Source organism: Sphingomonas palmae (assembly GCF_900109565.1).
Taxonomy (GTDB): domain Bacteria; phylum Pseudomonadota; class Alphaproteobacteria; order Sphingomonadales; family Sphingomonadaceae; genus Sphingomonas; species Sphingomonas palmae.
The window spans coordinates 1-19,452 of record NZ_FNZZ01000001.1; the positions used below are offsets into that span (position 1 = coordinate 1).

The window sequence follows — 19,452 nt, forward strand, 5'->3', positions numbered from 1 at the left end:
TGCTGGAGCGACCCGATGCAGCACGATCTGCAACTGCGTGCGGCTGCGCGCGTGATCTACGACGCCTGCTATCCGACCGAGGATTGGGCGCCGGTCGGCTTCGACGAGGCCGAGCGATACGCGACCGTGCACTACCGGCAAGCGGTCGGTGCTGCCCAGCAAGCTCGCGCGGTGCTTGCCAGCTGCGGTGAACAGCTGACCCTGCCCGCCCTCGTCTGATCAGCGGGTGTGGTTGGCGATCCCAAGAACTTATCGGACCTGCACCGGATAGAAGCGCAGGTGAAGGTCACCTGCACGAGCTGCAAGGCGACCGAGGTGTGGGAACTGGACGCGCTGATCAGCGAGGTGCGGAAGAACGGCGGTAACACCGACTGGCATACGGCGCGCTATGCAGTGAAATGCCCGCACCGCTGCGCGTCACCGATCATCAAGCTGCTACCTATACCATTCGGCCGCGAGCGGGCGCGTAAGCAGGCGCACCGGCATGCACTCATCAACCTGTCGTTGCAGGTACTGCGCGAAGCGGCGGCGCGGTCGGCAACCGAGGCGGTCGGTACAATCGAGGTGCGCTTGGCACTCCATGTCCTGCGTCCGTTCGTCCGAGATCAGCGGCTGCTAAATGCCTTCTGGCGTTCGGCCGTGGTCCAGCCCCGGCACCCTTGGACAAGCTGTCAGCTGCCCTATCGCCACGTCGCACAGCGGCTGCTCGATCAGGGCATGATAGTCGACGAAGCCAACAAGCCTTAGCGTCTCGGCTCCCGATCAGGCGGTGACGATCCCTGTCGCTTTTGCACCAGAGCAATTGCGATCATTGCCACTACGCCAATCGGAAACCAAACTCCGGGCTTTCCAGCAACGATCCCAATGAACCAGCAGATGGCTAGCGCGCCAACAGGTGTAAACTTTGTCACTGTTCTAGGCTAAAGTCGAGGTGTCCCAGCGACAAGAGACGACATCACCACCATCGAAGTGGCGCTGTTGTGCGCCTTCGAAACCGCTATCGAAGCATCCACCAAGCAAACAGCAGCCACAGCGCGATGCTCGTTACGACAAGGATCAACCACCCCTTTACTGACAACGCGACTTCGTCTTTTGGCTCCTCCACCATGAGATGCCGTTATCATGGCGCCGTTTCGCTTCAAGCGGCCTTCCTTACAGATTGTTGCAAAGGGCCGTGTCACTGATCGAATTGGAAGCTTTCACGCTTTGCAGAACAAGCCTGATCCTGCATCATTCCTCGCATCGGGGTTGTGGGGACAATCCCGCCGGGAGGGGTTTTCAGATGATCAAGATCTTGGCGCTTGCCTGCGCCTCGTCGTTCGCGTGCTCGACTGCAATGGCTCAGGGTGTCATGCCTGCGGTATCAACGCCTGTCGCTACGCCAGTCTATACCTCTGCCGTCATGCGTACCGGAACCGAGGTACCATTGAAGCTGTCGGAGGAACTGACCACGAAGGGCAAGAAGCTCAAGGTCGGTCAGCGCTTCCACATGGAAGTGGCCGAGAACGTATCTTTACAGAACCAGGTCGTCATTCCCGCGGGGTCACCGGCCGTGGGCGAGATCACCGACGTGCGTAACAAGGGCATGTGGGGCAAGTCCGGTCATCTGACTGCCCGCATCATGTACGTCACGGTGAATGGACGCCAGATACGCCTGAGCGGCGGCTTCGACGACAAGGGGGTAACCGGCACCGCTGGCGTCGTCGGTGCCTTGGCGGTGGTTCCTGTGGCCGGCTTCTTCATGACGGGCACGAGCGCGAAGATACCGCTGGGGTTTCCCGTTAAAGGCTTTGTCGACGAGGACGTGCCACTGACAATGGCTGCTGCCGGGCCGGCGCCGCTCGCAGTGGGGTCGCCGACAACGCAGCCGGCTATACAAACGACTCCGGTCACTACGCCTGTGTTGACGCCCGTGTCAGAGATCAAATCCAAGTAAGAAGCTACGAGGCTGCCTCGTCGTAGCCTCGTCGTCGGCCGCGCTCATCTCTCCGTCCCCCAACGCAGCAGAGCGCGGCCGACTTTGACGTTTGAACCCGATGATCAGTCGAGCATAACAGCGGCGTTTGGCGCCTTGTAGACCGTCGCCAACATAGCCTCGGTTCGATCGAGACCCACTTGGGTCAGTTGAAGATCATTCACACTTGCCGGAGCGATCTCGATAATGTCCCGCTCCTGCAAGAGCTTGATCCAGCGCCTAGCGGTGCTCGTCGGTATAGCGGCGTAATCGGCGATCCGCTCGATCCCGATACTCCGACCTTCAGCTTCTGCCAGATAGATACCAATCAGCAGTGATCCGATTTAATCGGTGCTCAGATCCCTTCCTAACAGCTTGATGCGTGCGACGTGCACGTGGCGGATACGTAGCGCCGCCTCCCACAGCTTGGCGGAAAGAAGCGGGCGCCCATTGTCGTGCAAGAACAGGGTACTGACGAGGTGGTCGGGGTTGGAGAAGCGGCTATCGCCTGAACGGCTCACACGCGATGCCGTCGCCATCTCCGTCCATGTGGGCGCCGTAGCCTGGTTGACCGCGCCGCAGTGGAGCGGCGCCAGCTCGGCGAGCTTCACTACAGTTACGGTAGCTCCAACCTGACGTGCTTGATGTCGGAGCTGGACGAGTGGCGCGGAAACTTGTCCGGCGGGGGAGGGTCTTAGTGCCTTTGGCCGGCTTAGCAATGCCACACTCTGAGCCGATCTCGCCAAGCAGATCCCAGTCAGCACGGTAGATCGCGTGGCCGCCGGCAATCTGCGCACACGACAGATCCACTCCGTTGACTTTCACCCGGGCAAGTGTTCGCTCGTACTGGTCACGACCTTGACGATCGATCTCGACCGTTCCTCGGGACGCAGCTGTTAGGGCCGCCTGCGACGCAATGGGATCTCCGGAAGCGCAACTCCGTCCTTCGTGGCAGTGGCCCGGTAGTTCGGGCGCGTCGATGCCGATCAAGCGAATACGTTCCTGACCACAGCGCAGGGTGTCGCCGTCAACAGCGATGAGGGTGCAAGCAAGCGCTAGAAAGGACATACCGGCAAGAGGTGACAGATCACTTTTAACGAAACGTCTCGGCACGACCGGCAAACCCTGAAGGTTAAGCGATAAGAGACTGCCTGGTATCTTTATTTAGCGCGAACGTCCGTTGTCGGCGTAAGCGTAATGTCCGCTAATGGTGGGGAGCGGAACGGCTGCTTTCAGGCGGCGGACGCGATAGGTTGCCGTTCGTTCATGTTCATGCACCCACTGCCATACACACACTTAGCGTAATCCATAATCGGTCGGGCGTGGCCCAAGCTCGGATCACACCGCCTTTTTCAGCGGCCCCGGCTTTTTGTCGTCCGGCAGGGTACGGCTGAGATGCTCGTGAACGATACGCTGGTTAAAAGGCTTTGGGATAAACGTGGCCTTGTCTGGCATGTCTCCCTCGGCAGGAGATATGTGCCCAGACGCTATGACAATCTCGATATGTGGCCAATGTTGAGCAACGTGGCGAGCAAGGGCGAAGCCGTTCATCGTGCCCGGCATGTCGACGTCGGAAAATAACAGAACGGTACTCTCGCAATGCTCGGCCAAGCGCTTGACCGCCTCATCACCATCAAAGCATTCGTGTACGCGAAAGCCGGCGTCCTTAAGAATGTAGGTCGTCTCCATGATGATTAGCGGGTCGTCTTCAACGACGACGGCGTAAGGGGTGGTCGAGAGCGACATGCTCCCTCAACCTTCCCCTGCGATGCAAGTTGCACCATCTCGTGACCAGCAACGCCTTGTTTTCCGGGGTTAGCGGCGTGCTAATCGAAACCAGGTAGGCGTTACTCATCCACTCGTCGGAGAATACGCCACCCCATCCATCAATCGTCGCATCGCGCCGACGATCTCGTCGCGATCAACAGGCTTGGAGTAAAATTCGGCGCGCTCAGGAAGGTCGACGCTTTCTCGAGTGAAGTAGGCGGCAGTCAGAATAATCTCGATCGGCGGCCAGCGTTTGCGGATCGCCGCCGCAATCTCGATGCCCTTGCGGCTTCGAGGCATATCGAGATCCATATAGACCATCCGGATGTCTAAGCGCTCTTCGAGTAGTTTGATTGCGTCCGCACTGCTCATCGCTTCAACAGGCTCAAAGCCTGCCTGCTCGACCATGCTGAGCGCATCGAGCCGCAGAATGGGCTCATCTTCGACTACCAGAACCGGCCATCGTGTGAGGGGGTTAGTCTGTCCCATGTGATGGCTTTACGCGCTACGCCTCCTGGACCTGATACAGCGGTGCGGTTGCCTGAACGACCAAGCCTGCCTCACCATAGGAAAGAGTAACGCCGCCAGAGCCACTTAGACCCATTCGAATGAGCCGTGAGCCGAAGCCTTTATGGGTTGGTTCCTTTGCAGGCGGCCCGCCGCGCTCAACCCAACTCAGCGTCAGCGCTTCCCTGTCTCCGTCAAAATTGACAGACCAGTTCAACGAAACTCGCCCCTCCGGCTTTGTCAGTGCACCGTATTTAGTCGCGTTGGTCGCCAGCTCGTGCAGCATTAGCGACAGCGACAGCGTCGCTCGCGGGCCAATGGTCACCGGGGGACCAGCCAGATCGAACTTATCCTCGCCGAAGCTAGTCAACGTGGCCTGTGCTACCTCCTCCAACTTGGCGGTAGACCATTGATCGCGCGTAAGCACGTCGTGAGCTGAAGCGAGCGTGGCCAAACGTTTGCCGAACGAGGTGACGGCCTCTTGATCCTCAATCTTACTCAGCGTCTGGTGTGCTATCGCCTGTACCACGCTCATCGTGTTTTTGATGCGGTGCGCCAGTTCCTCGTTGAGGAGCTGTTGCTGCTCGTGAGCGGCGTCCCGATCTCGCTGCGCCACAACCTCAGACGTGGTTTCCGTAACCACGAGGAAGATGCCAGCGACCCGACCGTCCACGTCCCACAGAGGACTGTGAGAATGCGTGAAAAAGGCTTCCTTTGGCGCACCGTCACGATCTGGCGTGTAACGCGCATTTTTGACGAAAACAGTTTCGCCAGCGAGTACCTGATCGAAGACGGGCGTGAGTTGATCCCACATCTCCGACCACCACTCGCGCGCCGGCTGGCCCAAATGACCAGGATGCTTATGGCCGAGACTGGGTGCATATGCATCGTTGTAAAAGGTGAAAAGCTCCGGACCCCAGTGCACCATCATCGGGAAGCCGGATGAGAGTACGATCTGGACGGCTGTCCTCAGCGGCGCCGGCCAGCCGACCGGATCACCAAGCGGGTGGCACGCCCAGTCGATGGTCTCCAGGATGCTCGCACACTCACCGCCTGTCGCGGGAAACGTCATGGGGGTATCAGTGCTCACGGCGACGGTCACAGTCTGAACCTACCAATCCTGCTGCTCCTTCGCAGCTTTTTTCTCGCCTTAAGTCTGTCGGCTGCAACGCGCTACATCATGGGAAAGTGCGATTGTCCGGTACGGATGCGGTCGGACGTCATGCACGAGTTGCCCATGTTCGACATGAGAGCAGTCAAGAAACCTGAATAAATGACTGCTTTTCATGCGAACGATCTGACTCTCGGATGTCTGCGTTTGGGTCTCCTGCGGCGAACTCGCTCAGCTTCGTTCCTCGTGCGTCGACCAAGGGCAAGTTCGATCTCTCGACCCGAGGGCATAAATTCGAACTTTCGCTCGAACCCGGAAGATTTGGCAATGGCTGCCGAGCTGGTTTGAAACTTCGCCTATGCCAAACGTTTCAACGAGCAATATTTTGAAAGGGAACGGCATGGCTCGGCTCTACCGGCTCGTGATCGCGTGGTCCGTCGCCATTCTCGGCGGCTTCTTCGCCGCGGCCGGTGGCGTACTCGCGTCGCTAGGCGGGTCGCTCTACTATCTGATCGCGGGGATCGCGATGGTGGCGAGTGGTGCAATGCTCGGCCGTAACACCCGGATCGGCCGCCTGCTGTTCGTCGCGATCTGGGTCGGCACGCTGATCTGGGCGCTATGGGAGGTCGGCTTCGATGGCCTTCAACTCGTCCCGCGGCTGATCGCGCCGACCGTTCTGCTGGTGCTCGTCCTGCTGACCGGCTGGCGCGCGCGATCCTGGCGTTCGCCGGCGCAGGCGATACCCGCCGCCGCGGCGGTGCTCCTCGCACTCGGCATCGGCGGCGTTGCTCTTCACGGCGATGGCGCGCGGGCGCAGGACGCGTCCGCTACCACCCCACTTCCTGCCGCCCCGACCGGCGAGGCCGACGCGGACTGGCGCGACTACGGCGGAACGCTGTCGGGCCGGCGCTACTCGGCGCTCGCCGACCTCACCCCGCAGAATGTCGGCCAGCTCCAGCTCGCCTGGACGCAGCGGACCGGCGACCTGCCGATGGCGGCAGAGTCGAAGGAGCATAAGCGAGAGTATCACTCCGAAGCGACCCCGATCCACATCGGTGACACGCTCTACACCTGCACCCCGCACTCGTTCGTGCAGGCGATCGACGCGACGACCGGACGAACGAAGTGGAGCTGGCACGAGGACGCGCCGATCGCCGGCAACAACTATCTGGTCTGTCGCGGCGTCACCTATTTCGAGGCGCCGGCAGGAACGCCGTGCCCGCACCGCATCTTTGCACCGACGTTCAACGCCCGGCTCGTCGCGCTCGACGCCGACACGGGCAAGCCGTGCGCCAGCTTCGCGAACGGTGGCGCAATCGACCTGCGCACCAACATGGGCACGTCGAAGCCGTCGGATCAGATCGGCACCACGCCGCCCGTTGTCGTCAACAACCGGCTGATCATCGGTGAGCGGATCATCGACAACGTCAATCGCAACATCCCGTCGGGCGTCGTGCGCGCCTACGATCCGGTGGCGGGTGCGCCGGTCTGGGCATGGGACGTCGGCCGCTCGCCCGATGCGATCGCGCCGCTGCCCGCCGGGCAGACCTATACCCGCGGCACGCCCAATGTCTGGGGTGCGATAACCGCTGACGCGGCCAACGGGCTCGTGTACCTGGGCACCGGCAACGCGTCGCCCGATTATTGGATCGGGTATCGCCGCCCCTTCGACGACCGGTTCGGCTCGTCGATCGTCGCGCTCGACATCGCAACCGGCAAGCTGCGCTGGACGCGGCAGCTCGTCCACCGCGACATGTGGGACATGGACTTGGCCGTCGGCCCGTCGCTGTTCGACTATCGCGCGCCGAGCGGACGGGTAATCCCCGCGCTGATCCAGACGACCAAGATGGGCCAGGTGTTCTTCCTCAACCGGCTGACCGGTGCGCCGCTCGCGGCGATTACTGAGCGTGCCGTACGCACCGATGGCGCGACGCCGGGCGTGCGCGTGTCGCCGACGCAGCCTTTCTCCACCGGCATGCCAAGCTTCACGCCGCCCGCGCCGACCGAGGTCGCGACCTGGGGGGCGACGCCGATCGACCAGCTGTTCTGCCGCATCGACATCCGCCGTGCGCAAGGGACCGGCATCTACCAGCCGATGGGGCTGAAGCCGATCATCGGCCACCCCGCCTTTGACGGGGTCACCGACTGGGGCGGCGCGGCGGTTGATCCGGTGCGCGGGGTAATGACGGTCAACACGATGGAGATGCCGTTCAAGCTGTGGCTCATGCGCCGCGACGATCCGCGCGTCGCCGAGCTGATGAAGCAGAAGCAGGGGGGCGAGAACGCCATGCAGGCGCAGCTGCAGACGCAGTACAACACCCCCTACGTCGCGGTGGTGAAGGCGTGGGTCGGCATCTTCGGTGCGCCCTGCGTCGCGCCGCCATGGGGCCACCTGACCGCGGTCGACCTGGGCACTCGAAAGGTCCTGTGGAAAAAGGTGCTGGGCACCGCACGCGACACCGGGCTGTTCGGCTCTCACTTGGGTGTGCCGATCAAGACGGGCGTGCCCAATTTGGGCGGGTCGATCATCACCGCGGGTGGGCTCGCCTTCATCGGCGCGACGACCGACCAGTACCTGCGCGCCTTTGACCTCAACACCGGACGGGTCGTGTGGAAGGCGCGGCTGCCCGCTGGTGCGCAGGCGACGCCGATGACCTATCGCGGGCGTGACGGGCGGCAGTACGTCGTCATCACCGCGGGCGGCCACGGCGCACTGGGCACGCGCTACGGCGACTACACGCTCGCATACGCGTTGCCGAAAAGCTGAAGCACGTTGCCGTGCCGCTTTCACTGCCCACATGCCCTTAAACAGAAAAAGTAGGGCTCGACAGAGTGATCAAGTCTCTGTTTGCGGCACCTGAAGGTATTTCGTCAGAATCACACACATTTCGACGCCCGACATAGCTTGGCGAGGTGAAGCATCGGGCAAATAGGCGGCCTCGCGCCTTTTCGGTGCGCCTGTTGCAGCATCCGCAGCGAAGTGGCTCAACGGAGCGTCTGTCATTGTCTTGATCAAACCGTATAGATGAACGAATGTCCGATCTCGGGAGCAGTGCTACTTGTTCTAACGGCTGATTGTGGGTCTTAAGGCGAGTACCCAACACGGCCTTTGCTCACCATTTGAGACTCTTGGAGGAAATCAATTTCCGCCTTTGGTTGCGACCTGCGTAACCAATAATTGTAATTGGTGCAGGCATGCCGCTTGTGACCAATGTGGCGTGTCAACCGCGGACGACCTACATATCCAAGTATAGAAAAGCGAAGGCGACGCACAGGAAATCCCCGCTATGGGCCACAGATCACGAAGCCGGCATCCTACTCTCTTCGCGAGCGAGGCAGTCGATTTGCCGCCGGGTTTCCACCACCTGCCCGGCTTCTACGATGCGGCCGGGCAGCGCAGTATTCTGGTGGACATTCGCGCGGTGCTCGCTGACGCACCGCTCTTTCAACAGGCCATGCCGAAAACCGGGGCGCCGCTCAGTGTGAAGATGAGCAACGCCGGCACGTTCGGTTGGGTGACGGATCGCGAGGGCGGCTATCGCTATCAATCTCGACATCCCACAACCGGAAAGCAGTGGCCACCAATCCCCTCAAGCCTGCTAGAACTATGGAAGAAGCTAACCGGCGAGGTGATCCCGCCTAATCTGTGCCTCATAAACTTTTACGACGCCGAGGCTCGGCTGGGGCTTCATCAGGACAAGGGCGAGTCCAGCCTCGATGCCCCGGTCGTGTCTGTGTCGCTCGGAGACGATGCGACGTTTCTCGTCGGCGGTATGAGCAGGAAGGATCCCGTACGCCGACTGCGCCTGCACAGCGGCGATGTCGTCTGGTTCGGTGGTCCGGCCCGGCTTATCTATCACGGCGTGGAGGGCATCGTGCCCGGTTCCTCATCGTTGCTGACGGACGAAGGATTTGCCGACGGAGGCCGCATCAATCTGACTTTGCGACGGATCGACCGCCCTTCCGACGAAATGACGTAAACAAGTCACCGACTTACCGCCTGTCCCTACGTCAGCCGGTCAGCGAGGGTTTTGCACCATTCGCCGATCGCGATCACGGACGAACGTCGGACCGATGCGACTTCTCGACCGTTCAGCCGGCGACTCTCTTCCGCCAGATGGACATACCAGACATGCCCGACCACTCGCCGTCCGCCGTGTTGCAGCCCGTAAAGATCGGCGACCTTTCGCTGCGCAACCGTATCGTCATGGCGCCGCTCACCCGCAGCCGATCCAACGACGACGGCATTCCACCCGACTTCGCCGCCGACTATTACGGGCAGCGCGCCGAGGCCGGGCTCATCATCACCGAGGCAACGAACATCTCGCCGCAGGCGGTCGGCTACGCGCTGACGCCCGGTATTTGGAACGACCGGCAGGTCGAGGCATGGCGTCCAGTCGTGCAAGCCGTGCACGATCGCGGCGGCCTGATCTTCCTCCAGCTCTGGCATACCGGCCGCATCTCGCATCCCGACTTGCAGGGCGGCGAGTTGCCCGTCGCTCCCTCGGCTATCAAGCCAGTGGGGCAGGCGTTCACCAAGGACGGGATGAAGGACCACGTTACCCCGCGCGCGCTCGAGACAGACGAAATCCCCGCGATCGTCGAGGATTATCGCCGCGCTGCGACCAATGCCAAAGCAGCGGGCTTTGACGGGGTCGAGGTCCACTCGGCCAACAATTACCTGCTCGAACAGTTTGTCCGCGACAGCACCAACCATCGTACTGATCGCTACGGCGGATCGATCGAAAACCGGCTGCGCTTTCCGCTCGAGGTGGTGGACGCGGTTATCGGTGTCTGGGGCGCGGGGCGCGTCGGCATCCGCCTGTCACCGGCTACAACGATGCCGGGAGAGACGCCGCTCGACAGCCGGGTCATGGACACGTTCGGCACCTACGTCGATGCGCTGTCGCAGCGCGGCCTGCTCTACGTTCACGACATCGAGGGCGTGACGCAGCAGACGCGCGAGGCGGACGGCGTCGACTTCCCGGCGCTCCGCCAGCGGTTCAACGGCGCGTATATCGCTAACAACCAGTACACGCTCGACCTTGCGGAGACGGTGCTGGAGAAGGGCGACGCCGACCTGTTCAGCATGGGGCGGCCGTTCATCGCCAACCCCGACCTAGTCGACCGTCTGCGCACCGGCGCGCCGCTCGCCGAGGCGCCCAAGCAGTATTGGTACGGTGGCGGATCGGTCGGTTATTCTGACTGGCCGACGATGCCCGACGATCGCGACTGAACCTTGAGGGAGAGCAGGCGAATGCCACGGGTCGATCGCCGTCAGGGATTATGGATACTGGCCGGGGGCGTCGTCGCGGCGACGGCGGTCGGCGCACGGGCGATGGCGAGGGCCGGGTCCTCCTCGCCGATCGGCGGAACGCTGGCGCTGGTCGAGAAAGGTGCGGGACGCGTCGCCTTCTACGCGTTGCCCGGTGGTACCCGCACCGGCAGCGTAGCGCTCGGCACCCAGCCGCACGAGATCGTCGCGGATCGCAGCGGGCGCCACGCCTTCGTCGGCCACTACGGAGTCGAGAGCTGGAAGGCACCGGGTGCGGGCGGGAGCGAGCTGTGGGTCATCGACCTCGCGCAGCGCACGCTCGCCCGGACGATTGATCTGGCCCCGTTCGGGCGGCTGCACGCCGTCCGCGTCGACGATGCGGGCCGGCTGTACGTCCTGGCGGAGAAGGACAGCATGCTGATCCGCTTCGACGATCCGGTGCGGGACAAGGCGCCTTCGCGGCTGATCCCGGTCGGGGGCGCGCGCAGCCACTACCTCGTCGTACGCCGCGACGGCACGCGCGCCTATGTCGCCGACACGCTGAGCGGCGCGGTCATCATGGTCGATCCCGAGGACATGGGCGTCGTGCCACTACGTCGGCGGATCGGCACCGCGCCAGAGGGAATGACGCTCAGCCGCGACGAGCGGACGCTCTACGTCATCGACCGGCCGAGCGGCACGATCCACGCGCTCGACGCCGCGACGCTGGAAGAACGCGCACGGCGGACGATGCGCGGCGAGGCGGTGCGCGTGGTCACGCAGGCGGACGGCCGGTTGATCGTATCGAACTTGGCGGACAAGAGCCTCTCGCGGCTCGATCCCGTGACGCTCGCCGAGGAGGCGCGGCTGCCGCTTGGCACCGGCGCGCCGGGCCTCAATCTCGCGGGCGACACGCTCTACGCCTCGCTCGAAAACGACCGAGTGGCTATCATCGACCTTCGCACCTGGGCAACTGTCGGCCGGTTCGCGACCGGTGCAGCCCCAGATGCCGGAGTGGTCTTGTGACGGCCTGCAGTATGGGAGAGCTTGCCGCTGCGCAGATCAACCAGCGGATGACGACGACAACGTAACCGGACGATCCTGGCACGGTTGCCGAACGGCAGGGAAGTTCAACCGTTCGTGATTGAGCAAGATGGTCAGCAACGATGGGACAGCTCATGAAACGAGTGAACGAACGATCTCAGCTTGGAGGGGCCTAACAGCAGCCGGTTTTCGGCTAATGGGTCGGTCAGTAAGCCGTGGCTGCGCTTTTTGGGAACGACATACTGGCCAGCTGACCGGCCGTTGACGCCGGTCAGAGCCGCTCACGAACGCCGCCGACGATCTGCCGCGCAGTGTCGGCGACGACCTGCATCGCGCCCCGATCGCCCTTGGCCATCGACGTCATAAACGCCTTAGCCTGCTCGATTGTGACATGTGGCGGCAACGGTGCGACGTTGGGGTCGGTCTTCACCTCGAGCACCACCGGACGATCGGCGGCAAGTGCCCGGTCCCAGGCCGCGCCAAGCTGCTCGGGATCGTCGACGAAGATGCCGGTCAGTCCCAGCATCTCGGCGAAGCGCGAGTAGCGCACGTCTGGCAGCGACTGCGTGGTCGGGAAGCGGGGATTGCCCTCCATGATCCGCTGCTCCCACGTCACTTCGTTGAGGTCTTCGTTATTGAAGACGCAGACGATCAGCCGCGGGTCGGCCCAGCGCTGCCAGTATTTCTGGATAGTGATGAGTTCGGCCATGTTGTTCATCTGCATCGCGCCGTCGCCCACCAGCGCCACGACCGGCCGGGTCGGATGCGCGAACTTGGCCGCAATCGCGTAAGGGACCGCGGCACCCATCGAGGCGAGCCCGCCCGACAGCGAGCCGCGCTGGCCGCGCTTCACCTGCCAGTCGCGCGCGTACCAGTTGGCACACGACCCCGAGTCCGACGTGACGATCGTATCGGTGGAGAGGCGCGGCGACATCTCGTAAATGACGCGCTGCGGATTGACTGGCGAGGCATCGGCCATGGCGCGGCCCTTCAGCGTCGCGCGCCAGTCGTCCATGCCAGCGACGATGCCGTCCTGCCAGCCGCGGTCCTGCTGCTGGGTCAGGAGCGGGAGCAGCGCGCGCAACGTCTCGCCGGCATCGCCGTGGAGATTGACCTCGACCGGGTAGCGCAGCCCCAGCATCTCGGGCGCGATGTCAATTTGGACGGCGCGCGCCTGTCCGTCGGCCGGCAGGAACTCCGCCCAGGGGAAGCCGGTGCCGATCATCAGCAGCGTGTCGCAGCCCTCCATCATGTCGGACGACGGCTTGGTGCCGAGCAGCCCGATCGCGCCGGTAACGAAGGGCAGGTCGTCGGGCAGCACGTCCTTGCCGAGCAGCGCCTTGGCGGCGCCCGCGCCCAGCCGCTCGGCGGCAGCGACGACCTCGTCAGCGGCGTTCCGTGCGCCCGCGCCGATCACGATCGCCACCTTGCGGCCGGCGTTCAGCACCTCGGCTGCCCGCCGGAGATCGGCGTCGTGCGGGACGATGCGGGGCGCTGAATAGCCTGGTCCGGAGCGGGTAAAGCCGTGCGCGCGCTTCGGCTCCTCCCAGGTCATGTCCTGTACGTCCTTGGGCAGGATCAGCACGGTCACGCCGTTACGTGCCTTGGCAACGCGCAAGCCACGGTCGACCAGATGGCGCAGCTGCGCGGGGGCAACGGCTTCCTGCACGAAGTCGGCGACGTCAGCGAACATCCGATCGAGGTTCAGCTCCTGCTGGTAGCTCGCCCCACGCACCGTCGTCTCCGCCTGCCCGGCGATCGCGAGGACGGGCATGTGGTCGCTTTTCGCATCGTAGAGACCAGTGATGAGATGCGTTGCGCCCGGTCCGCCTGTCGAGATGCAGACGCCGAGCTCGCCGGTGAATTTCGCGTGCGCGGTCGCCATGAAGGCGGCCATCTCCTCGTGCCGCACCTGGATGAACTCGATCGCGCCGTCGGTGCCCTCCGCGCGCTGGAGCGCACCCAGGACGCCGTTGATGCCGTCGCCCGAATAGCCGTAGACGCGGGTCACGCCCCACGCCTTAAGTCGTTCGACGAAGAAGTCGCTGGTGAGCTGGGTCATGCGGAAATCCTGCGTGGGTTGCACGAGGGGAAACGCGTGACGGACCTGCAGGTTCTTTGCGGTCAGCGTGCGCGCGTGCCTTCGACGATGCGACCACCCGGATCGGCGGTACATGCGGTTCGCCGTCTCAAAACTCTACCGGCCTTGTGAACCCGCCACAGTCCCCAACGGTTGTGCAAGGGAAAGCGGAGCGCCGCTGAAACAGGAGAGACCGATGGCGACCGATGCACTGAGTTATGAGACAGAAACCGTCTGTGCGATCGGCAAGGCCTTGCTGACGCGCGCGATGGTCGACGCCGCATGAGCCCTTCGGCACCAACGCCTGTCCGAAACGCGGACGAGTTGACGAAGTTCGACGTCACCATCCGCCGCTTCGACCCGGCGCAGGACCCGGCGAGCGGACAGGAGTTGGTGCTGCCAGTCGACAGTCCCGATGAGGAGCATGCGATTGCCTCGACGCTTGCCAACGCTGCTTCTTGGCCCGGCAAAGTCGCGGACGGTCAGCCGCTACCGGTCGCCTTCATGGCCGTCCGCGTCGAGTGGCGCTGAACCGATGGATGATCTCGACACGCAGGCGGCTGACAACGCCGCGGTGCATCACGCCGCCAGCGAACCCGGCGGCAAGCCGAGCTTCGCGATGACCGATGGCGGCGGTGCCGATCCGACGCATCAGCACCTGTTCCACCTCGCGGGCGCGGCGCCGAGCCGCTTCGACGGTGGCGACCTGCGCGGAGCGGTTGCCGACAACTGGTCAGTGCTGAAGGGGCAGCAGGGATCAGTCTACCTGGCGCGGCTCGCCCCGGGCGGGGTGCGCGAGCCGCACTGGCACCCGTCGGCGTGGGAGATGAACTTCGTCATTTCGGGCCGGGTCCGCTGGAGCCTGGTCGGGCCGGGCGGCACCGGCGACGCGTTCGAGGGCAAGGCTGGCGACCTCGTTTTTGCGCCGCAAGGCCACTTCCACTATTTCGAGAACGCCAGCGACACCGAGGACCTCGTCGTCCTTATTGTCTTCAACACCAGCGTGGCCGAGCCGGACGACGACATCGGCCTGGTGGAGTCACTGTCGGCGATCCCGCCCGATGTGCTCGGCGCGATCTTCGGCGTGCCCGCCGACACGTTCAAGGCGATCCCCAAGAACCGCGATCGAGTCGTGATCGCATCCAAGAACAAGGAGCCGGCGAATGGCTGATCTGTCGGGCAAGGTGGCTGTGGTGACCGGAGCGGCGCGAGGGATCGGCCGAGCCGCGGCCGAGGCGCTCGCGAAGGCGGGCGCCGACGTGGTCGGGATCGACATCGCCGGGCCGATCAGTCCCATCCTCGACCTGGCGCCCGCGACGCCCGACGAACTCTCCGCGACCGGCCGCGCGGTCGAGGCGGCGGGGCGACGCTGGCTGGCGATCACGCTCGACCAGCGCGACCTGCCGGCGCTCCGCGACGCCGCCGTCAAGGTCGTCGAGACGTTCGGGCAGATCGACATCCTCTTCGCCAATGCCGGCATCCAGGCGTTCAAGCCGATCCTGGAGATGGAGGACATCGATTGGCACGATCAGATCGACGTCAACCTGACCGGCACGATGAACACGTTGCGCGCCTTCGCGCCGGCGATCCGCGACCGGGCGAAGGTGACAGGCCACGGCCGGATCATCGTCACCAGCTCGACGCAGGGGCAGCACGGCACCAAGCACGGCGCGGCCTATTCGGCGTCGAAATGGGGTATCATCGGGTTGATGAAGTCCGCTGCGCTGGAGTTCGGCGAGTATGGCATCACCGTTAACGCGCTGATCCCCGGGCTGATCGATACCGCGCTGACCCGGCACGAGGATCGCTACGCGCAGGCGATCGAGGACGGCGGCAAGCAGCCGACGGGGAACGAGGCGAAGGACGAGCAACTGGCCAGGCAGGCGATGATCGCCAAGACGCCGCTCGGCGTGCCGTGGATCGACCCTGCCGACGTCGCGCCGATGGTCGTCTTCCTCGCCTCCGACGCGGCTAGGATGGCGAGCGGCGGCACCTATTCGGTGACCGGCGGCGACAGCGCCCACGGCGCGGCCTGACGGGAAGAGAAGAGAGAACGGGATGAACGGACGACGGATGGCCGGCGCGATGGCGGGTGGGCTCGTCGCGGGCCTCGGCATCACCGCCCTGATGATCGCGGGCGAGCGGAAGAGCGGCAAGCCGTCGGAGCTCGCCGACCTGGAACGGACCAGTGCGCACCGGCTCGGCGTCCACCCGGTGCCGCCGGCCGACCGGTTGCCCGACGCGACCGAGCAGGCGGTGATCCAAAGCGGTCACCTGCTGCTATCAGCAGCAGCCGGTGCGGCGTTCGCTGCGGCGGTCGACGAGGAGGCTGCGGTGATCCCCTCGGGCGCGTTGTTCGGGCTTGCGTTCTACGCGGCCATGCAATGGATCGCCGGGCCGCTGCTCGGCGTCAAGAAGCCGGAATGGGCGGCGGACGCGGGCACAATCGGGATGCACGCCGCCAATCACGTCGCCTTCGGTCTGGCGACCGCGGCGGGGGCGAAGCTCGCCGCGCGCGCCTGAAGCGGGTTCGTCAGACGGTGAGGACGACCTTGCCACGGGGGTGATCGGTGCGGGCGAAGCGGTGCGCCGCCTCCACGTCGTCCAGACCGAAACGACGGGCGATCTCGACCCGGACCGTTCCCTGCGCAACGAGGTCGAGAACATGCCCGAGCGCGGCGGCGTCGGGTGTCGCGTGCCAGCGCGGCACGGTGCGCACGCCGTGCGCCGCCGCTGCGGCCTCGTCGGGTTCCAGCGTGGAGACGAGGATGCCGCCGGGCTTCAGCGTGGTGAACGACCGCTGCTGCGTCTCGCCGCCCTGCGTGTCGAAGACGAGGTCGAGGTCGGTTGCGATGTCTTCGAAGCGCTCCGCCTCGTAGTCGATCGCGGTGTCGGCGCCGAGCGCGCGGACGAAGTCGAGGTCGTCGCCGGAGGCGGTGGCGAAGATCGTGCAGTTCTTCCAGCGCGCGAACTGGACGGCGAGATGGCCGACGCCCCCGGCCGCGCCGTGGATCAGCACCCGCTGACCTTCCCGAAGCTCGCCATGATCGAACAGGCCCTGCCACGCGGTCATCGCCGCGAGCGGCAACGCGCCCGCGACCTCGCTCTCGATGCCGTCAGGGATGCGGACCAGCTCGCCCGCGGTGACGAGCACCTGCTCGGCCTGCGCCCCGCGCGCCTGGTCGATGAACGCGCAGACCCGGTCGCCGACCGACCAGCCGTCTAGGTCGTTGCCAACCTCGGCGATCGTGCCGGCGAGATCGCGGCCTAACACGATCGGCAGCTTGTCCTCGCCGACCGGCGCGTACTTGCCCTCGGCGGTCTTCCAGTCGACTGGGTTGACGCTGGCGACCTCCACTCGGACGACCGCACTGCCTGGTTCGGGCGTGGGGGCGGCGATGCGCTCGATCCGCAGCGTCTCGGGTTCAGTGAAGCGGTGCACGCGGACGGCAGTGACGGTCATGGTGCGACCTCCAGCAGCTTGTCGATCGTAATTGGCAGCGAGCGGATGCGCTTGCCCGTCGCGTGGAAGATCGCGTTGGCGACGGCGGCCGCGGTACCGACGATGCCGATCTCGCCCAGTCCCTTGACGCCGAGCGGCGTGACCTCGGGATCGGGTTCGTCGACGAAGATTACGTCGATGTCCTCGATGTCGGCATGGGCGGGGACGTGATACTCGGCATAGTTGTGGTTCATCCAACGGCCGAGCGTCGCATCGATGAACGTCTCCTCGTGCAGGGCCATGCCGATCCCCATCACGACGCCGCCAAGGATCTGGCTGCGCGCGGTGCGGGGATTGATGATGCGTCCCGCGGCCACCGCGTTGACGACGCGGGTGACGCGGACCTGGTCGAGCACTTCGTCGACGCGCACCTCGACGAACACCGCGCTGTGCGTGTTGCGCGCCTTTCTCGCCATCGAGACCATATCGAAGAGGCCGGGCTTGGCGGTCTCCTCCACTTCGATCACGTCCAGTCCGCCCGCGCGCATCGCGTCGGTCAAGCTGACGCGCTTGGTGGTATCGCTCTTGAGGACCATTTCGCCGTTAACAAAGTCGAGGTCGTCGATCGACTTGGCCCCCCATAGCGGCCGGTTCTCGACCTCGTCTGCCGCCTTGAACAGCTTCTCGGCGACGCTGCGACAGGCGAGCTGCACCGCGGCTCCGGTCGACGCCGCTGCCCACGATCCGCCCTCGACCGGTGCGGTCGGCAGATCGCTGTCGCCGAGCCGCGCGGTAATGCGATCGGGTGACAGGCCCAGCGTATCGGCAGCGACCTGCGTCATCACCGTGTAGGTTCCCGTACCGATGTCGGACGAGGCACTCGCCACTTCGAGGTCGCCGTTGGCCGACAGCCGCGCGCGCGCCGAGGTCTTGGAGAACTGCGCGTCCCACATGCCGGTGGCGACGCCCCAGCCGACCAGCTCGCGACCTTCCTTCATCGACCGCGGCTCCGGGGAGCGCTCCGCCCAGCCGAACCGCTCCGCGCCCTCGCGATAGGCCTCGCGCAGTGCCTTGGAGGTGAACGGGACCTGGTTCATCGCCTCGGTCTCGGAGTAGTTGACCATGCGGAACTCGAGCGGGTCGACCTTGGCCTCGTACGCCATCTCGTCAATTGCGATCTCGAACAGCGCCATGCCAGTCGCGGCACCCGGCGCGCGCATGTCGGCCGAGGTGTAGGTATCGCGCGGCGCGATCGTGTAGTGCCCCTCGGCGTTGGGGCAGTCGTAGTTCATCATCCCCCAGGTGACGATATCCTCCATGTTGTTCTCGAACCGCGAGGTCGAGGTGGTGGCGTCGCCGTAGATCGAGGTGAGCTTGCCGGTATGCTCGGCGCCGAGTCGGATCTCGTAAGTGCATTCGGGCCGATGCGCGTGATAGAACATCTGCTGCCGGGTCATAACGACGCGGACCGAGCGTTCGAGCAGGATCGCGCCCATCGTCGCAAGCTGGACCTGCCACTGCGGCCTCAGCCCCGAGCCGAAACCGCCGCCGACATAGGCGTTAACGACGCGGACGTCCTTCTTGGACAGCTTGAACGCGCCGGCGAGATACCCTTGCGTGTTCTGCGATCCCTGAACCTTGTCGTAGACCGTGATCTTGCCGTCGCCGTGCCATTCGACGGTGGAGGCGTGCATCTCCATCGGATTGTGGTGCTCGGTCGCGAGGCGGTAGTCACCCGACACCTTGAGCGCCGCGGCATCGAACGCCGCGTCCGCGTCCCCGCGCGCCTTGGGCGGGTGATAGGTGTTGCGGCGCATGCCCTTGGGCGGCAGGAACTTCTCGGCGAGCGACGTGTCGAAGTCGACGTTGTGCGCCTCCACCTCGTAGTCGATCTCGACCAAGCCGGCGGCGAAGCGGGCGGCCTCGAACGTCTCGGCGACCACCAGCGCGACCGGTTGGCCGGCGAACAGGACGCGGTCGTCGTGGAGCGCCTTGAACGGGTCGCCCGGGATGCTGAGCTCGTCCTTCCAGCTATGGTCGAGCCACGCTTGCTTGGGCCGGTTCTCGTGCGTCATCACCTCGACCACACCCGGCACCGCACGGGCGGCGGCATCGTCGATCGACGCGATGCGGCCCCTGGCGATGCGCGCAGGGACAGCGACGCCGTAGAGAAGGTCGGGCACCGCGTACTCGGCCGCGTATTTCGCGCGACCAGTCACCTTGTCGGCACCGTCGACGCGGGCGAGGGGGGTGCCGATGCCGACCTTGTGGGGAGCGTTCATGGTGATGATCC

19 protein-coding genes are annotated in these 19,452 nt (G+C 64.6%); 11 read left to right on the plus strand and 8 right to left on the minus strand.

Going from position 1 to position 19,452, the window contains the following annotated elements; translation table 11 throughout:
* From BMW51_RS00005 to BMW51_RS00015, 3 genes are all read left to right on the plus strand, one after another.
* Positions 1-219 (plus strand): hypothetical protein (locus BMW51_RS00005; protein ID WP_425440957.1); only part of this gene is annotated, 219 nt, incomplete at its 5' end.
* A 60-nt stretch (positions 220-279) separates the two neighbouring features.
* Positions 280-747: a hypothetical protein gene (locus BMW51_RS00010; RefSeq protein ID WP_143051769.1), complete on the plus strand. Its 468-nt coding sequence runs from the start codon at positions 280-282 to the stop codon at positions 745-747.
* A 535-nt stretch (positions 748-1,282) separates the two neighbouring features.
* Entirely contained in the window at positions 1,283-1,936 is a 654-nt protein-coding gene (locus BMW51_RS00015) for a hypothetical protein (RefSeq protein WP_093002167.1), read from the plus strand.
* Between the two features lie 362 nt (positions 1,937-2,298).
* Here the strand turns inward: BMW51_RS00015 and BMW51_RS16200 are convergent, their stop codons facing one another.
* The 5 genes from BMW51_RS16200 to BMW51_RS00040 all read right to left on the minus strand — a co-directional run bounded on the left by BMW51_RS16200 (position 2,299) and on the right by BMW51_RS00040 (position 5,300).
* Positions 2,299-2,565 (minus strand): hypothetical protein, encoded by a 267-nt coding sequence (locus BMW51_RS16200; protein ID WP_245708287.1) that lies wholly within the window; start codon positions 2,563-2,565, stop codon positions 2,299-2,301.
* The gene (locus BMW51_RS16205) at positions 2,456-3,022 is read right to left on the minus strand and encodes a thermonuclease family protein (RefSeq protein ID WP_245708269.1); all 567 of its coding nucleotides are present in this window, start codon (positions 3,020-3,022) and stop codon (positions 2,456-2,458) included. Before BMW51_RS16205 ends, BMW51_RS16200 begins: the two co-directional genes overlap by 110 nt.
* A gap of 270 nt (positions 3,023-3,292) precedes the next feature.
* On the minus strand, positions 3,293-3,700 hold the full coding sequence (locus BMW51_RS00030) for a response regulator (RefSeq protein ID WP_093002169.1): 408 nt from the start codon (positions 3,698-3,700) through the stop codon (positions 3,293-3,295).
* A gap of 105 nt (positions 3,701-3,805) precedes the next feature.
* A complete protein-coding gene (locus tag BMW51_RS00035; RefSeq protein ID WP_093002171.1) occupies positions 3,806-4,210 on the minus strand; it encodes a response regulator in 405 nt (134 codons plus the stop codon).
* 16 nt (positions 4,211-4,226) lie between these two features.
* Positions 4,227-5,300 (minus strand): sensor histidine kinase, encoded by a 1,074-nt coding sequence (locus tag BMW51_RS00040; protein WP_245708207.1) that lies wholly within the window; start codon positions 5,298-5,300, stop codon positions 4,227-4,229.
* A 439-nt stretch (positions 5,301-5,739) separates the two neighbouring features.
* On the opposite strand from BMW51_RS00040, the gene BMW51_RS00045 reads away from it, so the two are divergent.
* The 4 genes from BMW51_RS00045 to BMW51_RS00060 all read left to right on the plus strand — a co-directional run bounded on the left by BMW51_RS00045 (position 5,740) and on the right by BMW51_RS00060 (position 11,619).
* Positions 5,740-8,106 (plus strand): membrane-bound PQQ-dependent dehydrogenase, glucose/quinate/shikimate family, encoded by a 2,367-nt coding sequence (locus tag BMW51_RS00045; RefSeq protein ID WP_093002175.1) that lies wholly within the window; start codon positions 5,740-5,742, stop codon positions 8,104-8,106.
* A gap of 577 nt (positions 8,107-8,683) precedes the next feature.
* Complete coding sequence (locus BMW51_RS00050) at positions 8,684-9,319, plus strand: alpha-ketoglutarate-dependent dioxygenase AlkB (protein ID WP_093002178.1); 636 nt, start codon at positions 8,684-8,686, stop codon at positions 9,317-9,319.
* 152 nt (positions 9,320-9,471) lie between these two features.
* On the plus strand, positions 9,472-10,575 hold the full coding sequence (locus BMW51_RS00055) for an alkene reductase (protein WP_093002180.1): 1,104 nt from the start codon (positions 9,472-9,474) through the stop codon (positions 10,573-10,575).
* A 21-nt stretch (positions 10,576-10,596) separates the two neighbouring features.
* Positions 10,597-11,619 (plus strand): YncE family protein, encoded by a 1,023-nt coding sequence (locus tag BMW51_RS00060; RefSeq protein WP_093002182.1) that lies wholly within the window; start codon positions 10,597-10,599, stop codon positions 11,617-11,619.
* A gap of 289 nt (positions 11,620-11,908) precedes the next feature.
* On the opposite strand, the gene BMW51_RS00065 is transcribed toward BMW51_RS00060, so the two are convergent.
* Entirely contained in the window at positions 11,909-13,699 is a 1,791-nt protein-coding gene (locus BMW51_RS00065; RefSeq protein WP_093003696.1) for a thiamine pyrophosphate-requiring protein, read from the minus strand.
* A 342-nt stretch (positions 13,700-14,041) separates the two neighbouring features.
* On the opposite strand from BMW51_RS00065, the gene BMW51_RS00070 reads away from it, so the two are divergent.
* Genes BMW51_RS00070 through BMW51_RS00085 form a run of 4 tightly spaced genes read left to right on the plus strand, consistent with a single transcriptional unit; the run spans position 14,042 to position 16,240 of the window.
* Positions 14,042-14,248, plus strand: a complete 207-nt coding sequence (locus BMW51_RS00070) for a hypothetical protein (protein ID WP_245708208.1) — start codon at positions 14,042-14,044, stop codon at positions 14,246-14,248.
* A gap of 4 nt (positions 14,249-14,252) precedes the next feature.
* Complete coding sequence (locus tag BMW51_RS00075; protein ID WP_218139351.1) at positions 14,253-14,888, plus strand: cupin domain-containing protein; 636 nt, start codon at positions 14,253-14,255, stop codon at positions 14,886-14,888.
* Positions 14,881-15,753, plus strand: coding sequence for an SDR family NAD(P)-dependent oxidoreductase (locus BMW51_RS00080; protein ID WP_093002186.1), 873 nt, complete (start codon positions 14,881-14,883; stop codon positions 15,751-15,753). The genes BMW51_RS00075 and BMW51_RS00080 overlap by 8 nt, the downstream gene beginning before the upstream one ends.
* 22 nt (positions 15,754-15,775) lie before the next feature.
* On the plus strand, positions 15,776-16,240 hold the full coding sequence (locus tag BMW51_RS00085) for a hypothetical protein (RefSeq protein ID WP_143051770.1): 465 nt from the start codon (positions 15,776-15,778) through the stop codon (positions 16,238-16,240).
* 10 nt (positions 16,241-16,250) lie between these two features.
* Here BMW51_RS00085 and BMW51_RS00090 read toward each other — a convergent pair whose 3' ends face one another.
* Positions 16,251-17,180: an NADP-dependent oxidoreductase gene (locus BMW51_RS00090; protein WP_093002190.1), complete on the minus strand. Its 930-nt coding sequence runs from the start codon at positions 17,178-17,180 to the stop codon at positions 16,251-16,253.
* Complete coding sequence (locus BMW51_RS00095) at positions 17,177-19,441, minus strand: xanthine dehydrogenase family protein molybdopterin-binding subunit (RefSeq protein ID WP_093002192.1); 2,265 nt, start codon at positions 19,439-19,441, stop codon at positions 17,177-17,179. The genes BMW51_RS00090 and BMW51_RS00095 overlap by 4 nt, the downstream gene beginning before the upstream one ends.
* Between the last annotated feature and the right edge of the window lie 11 nt (positions 19,442-19,452).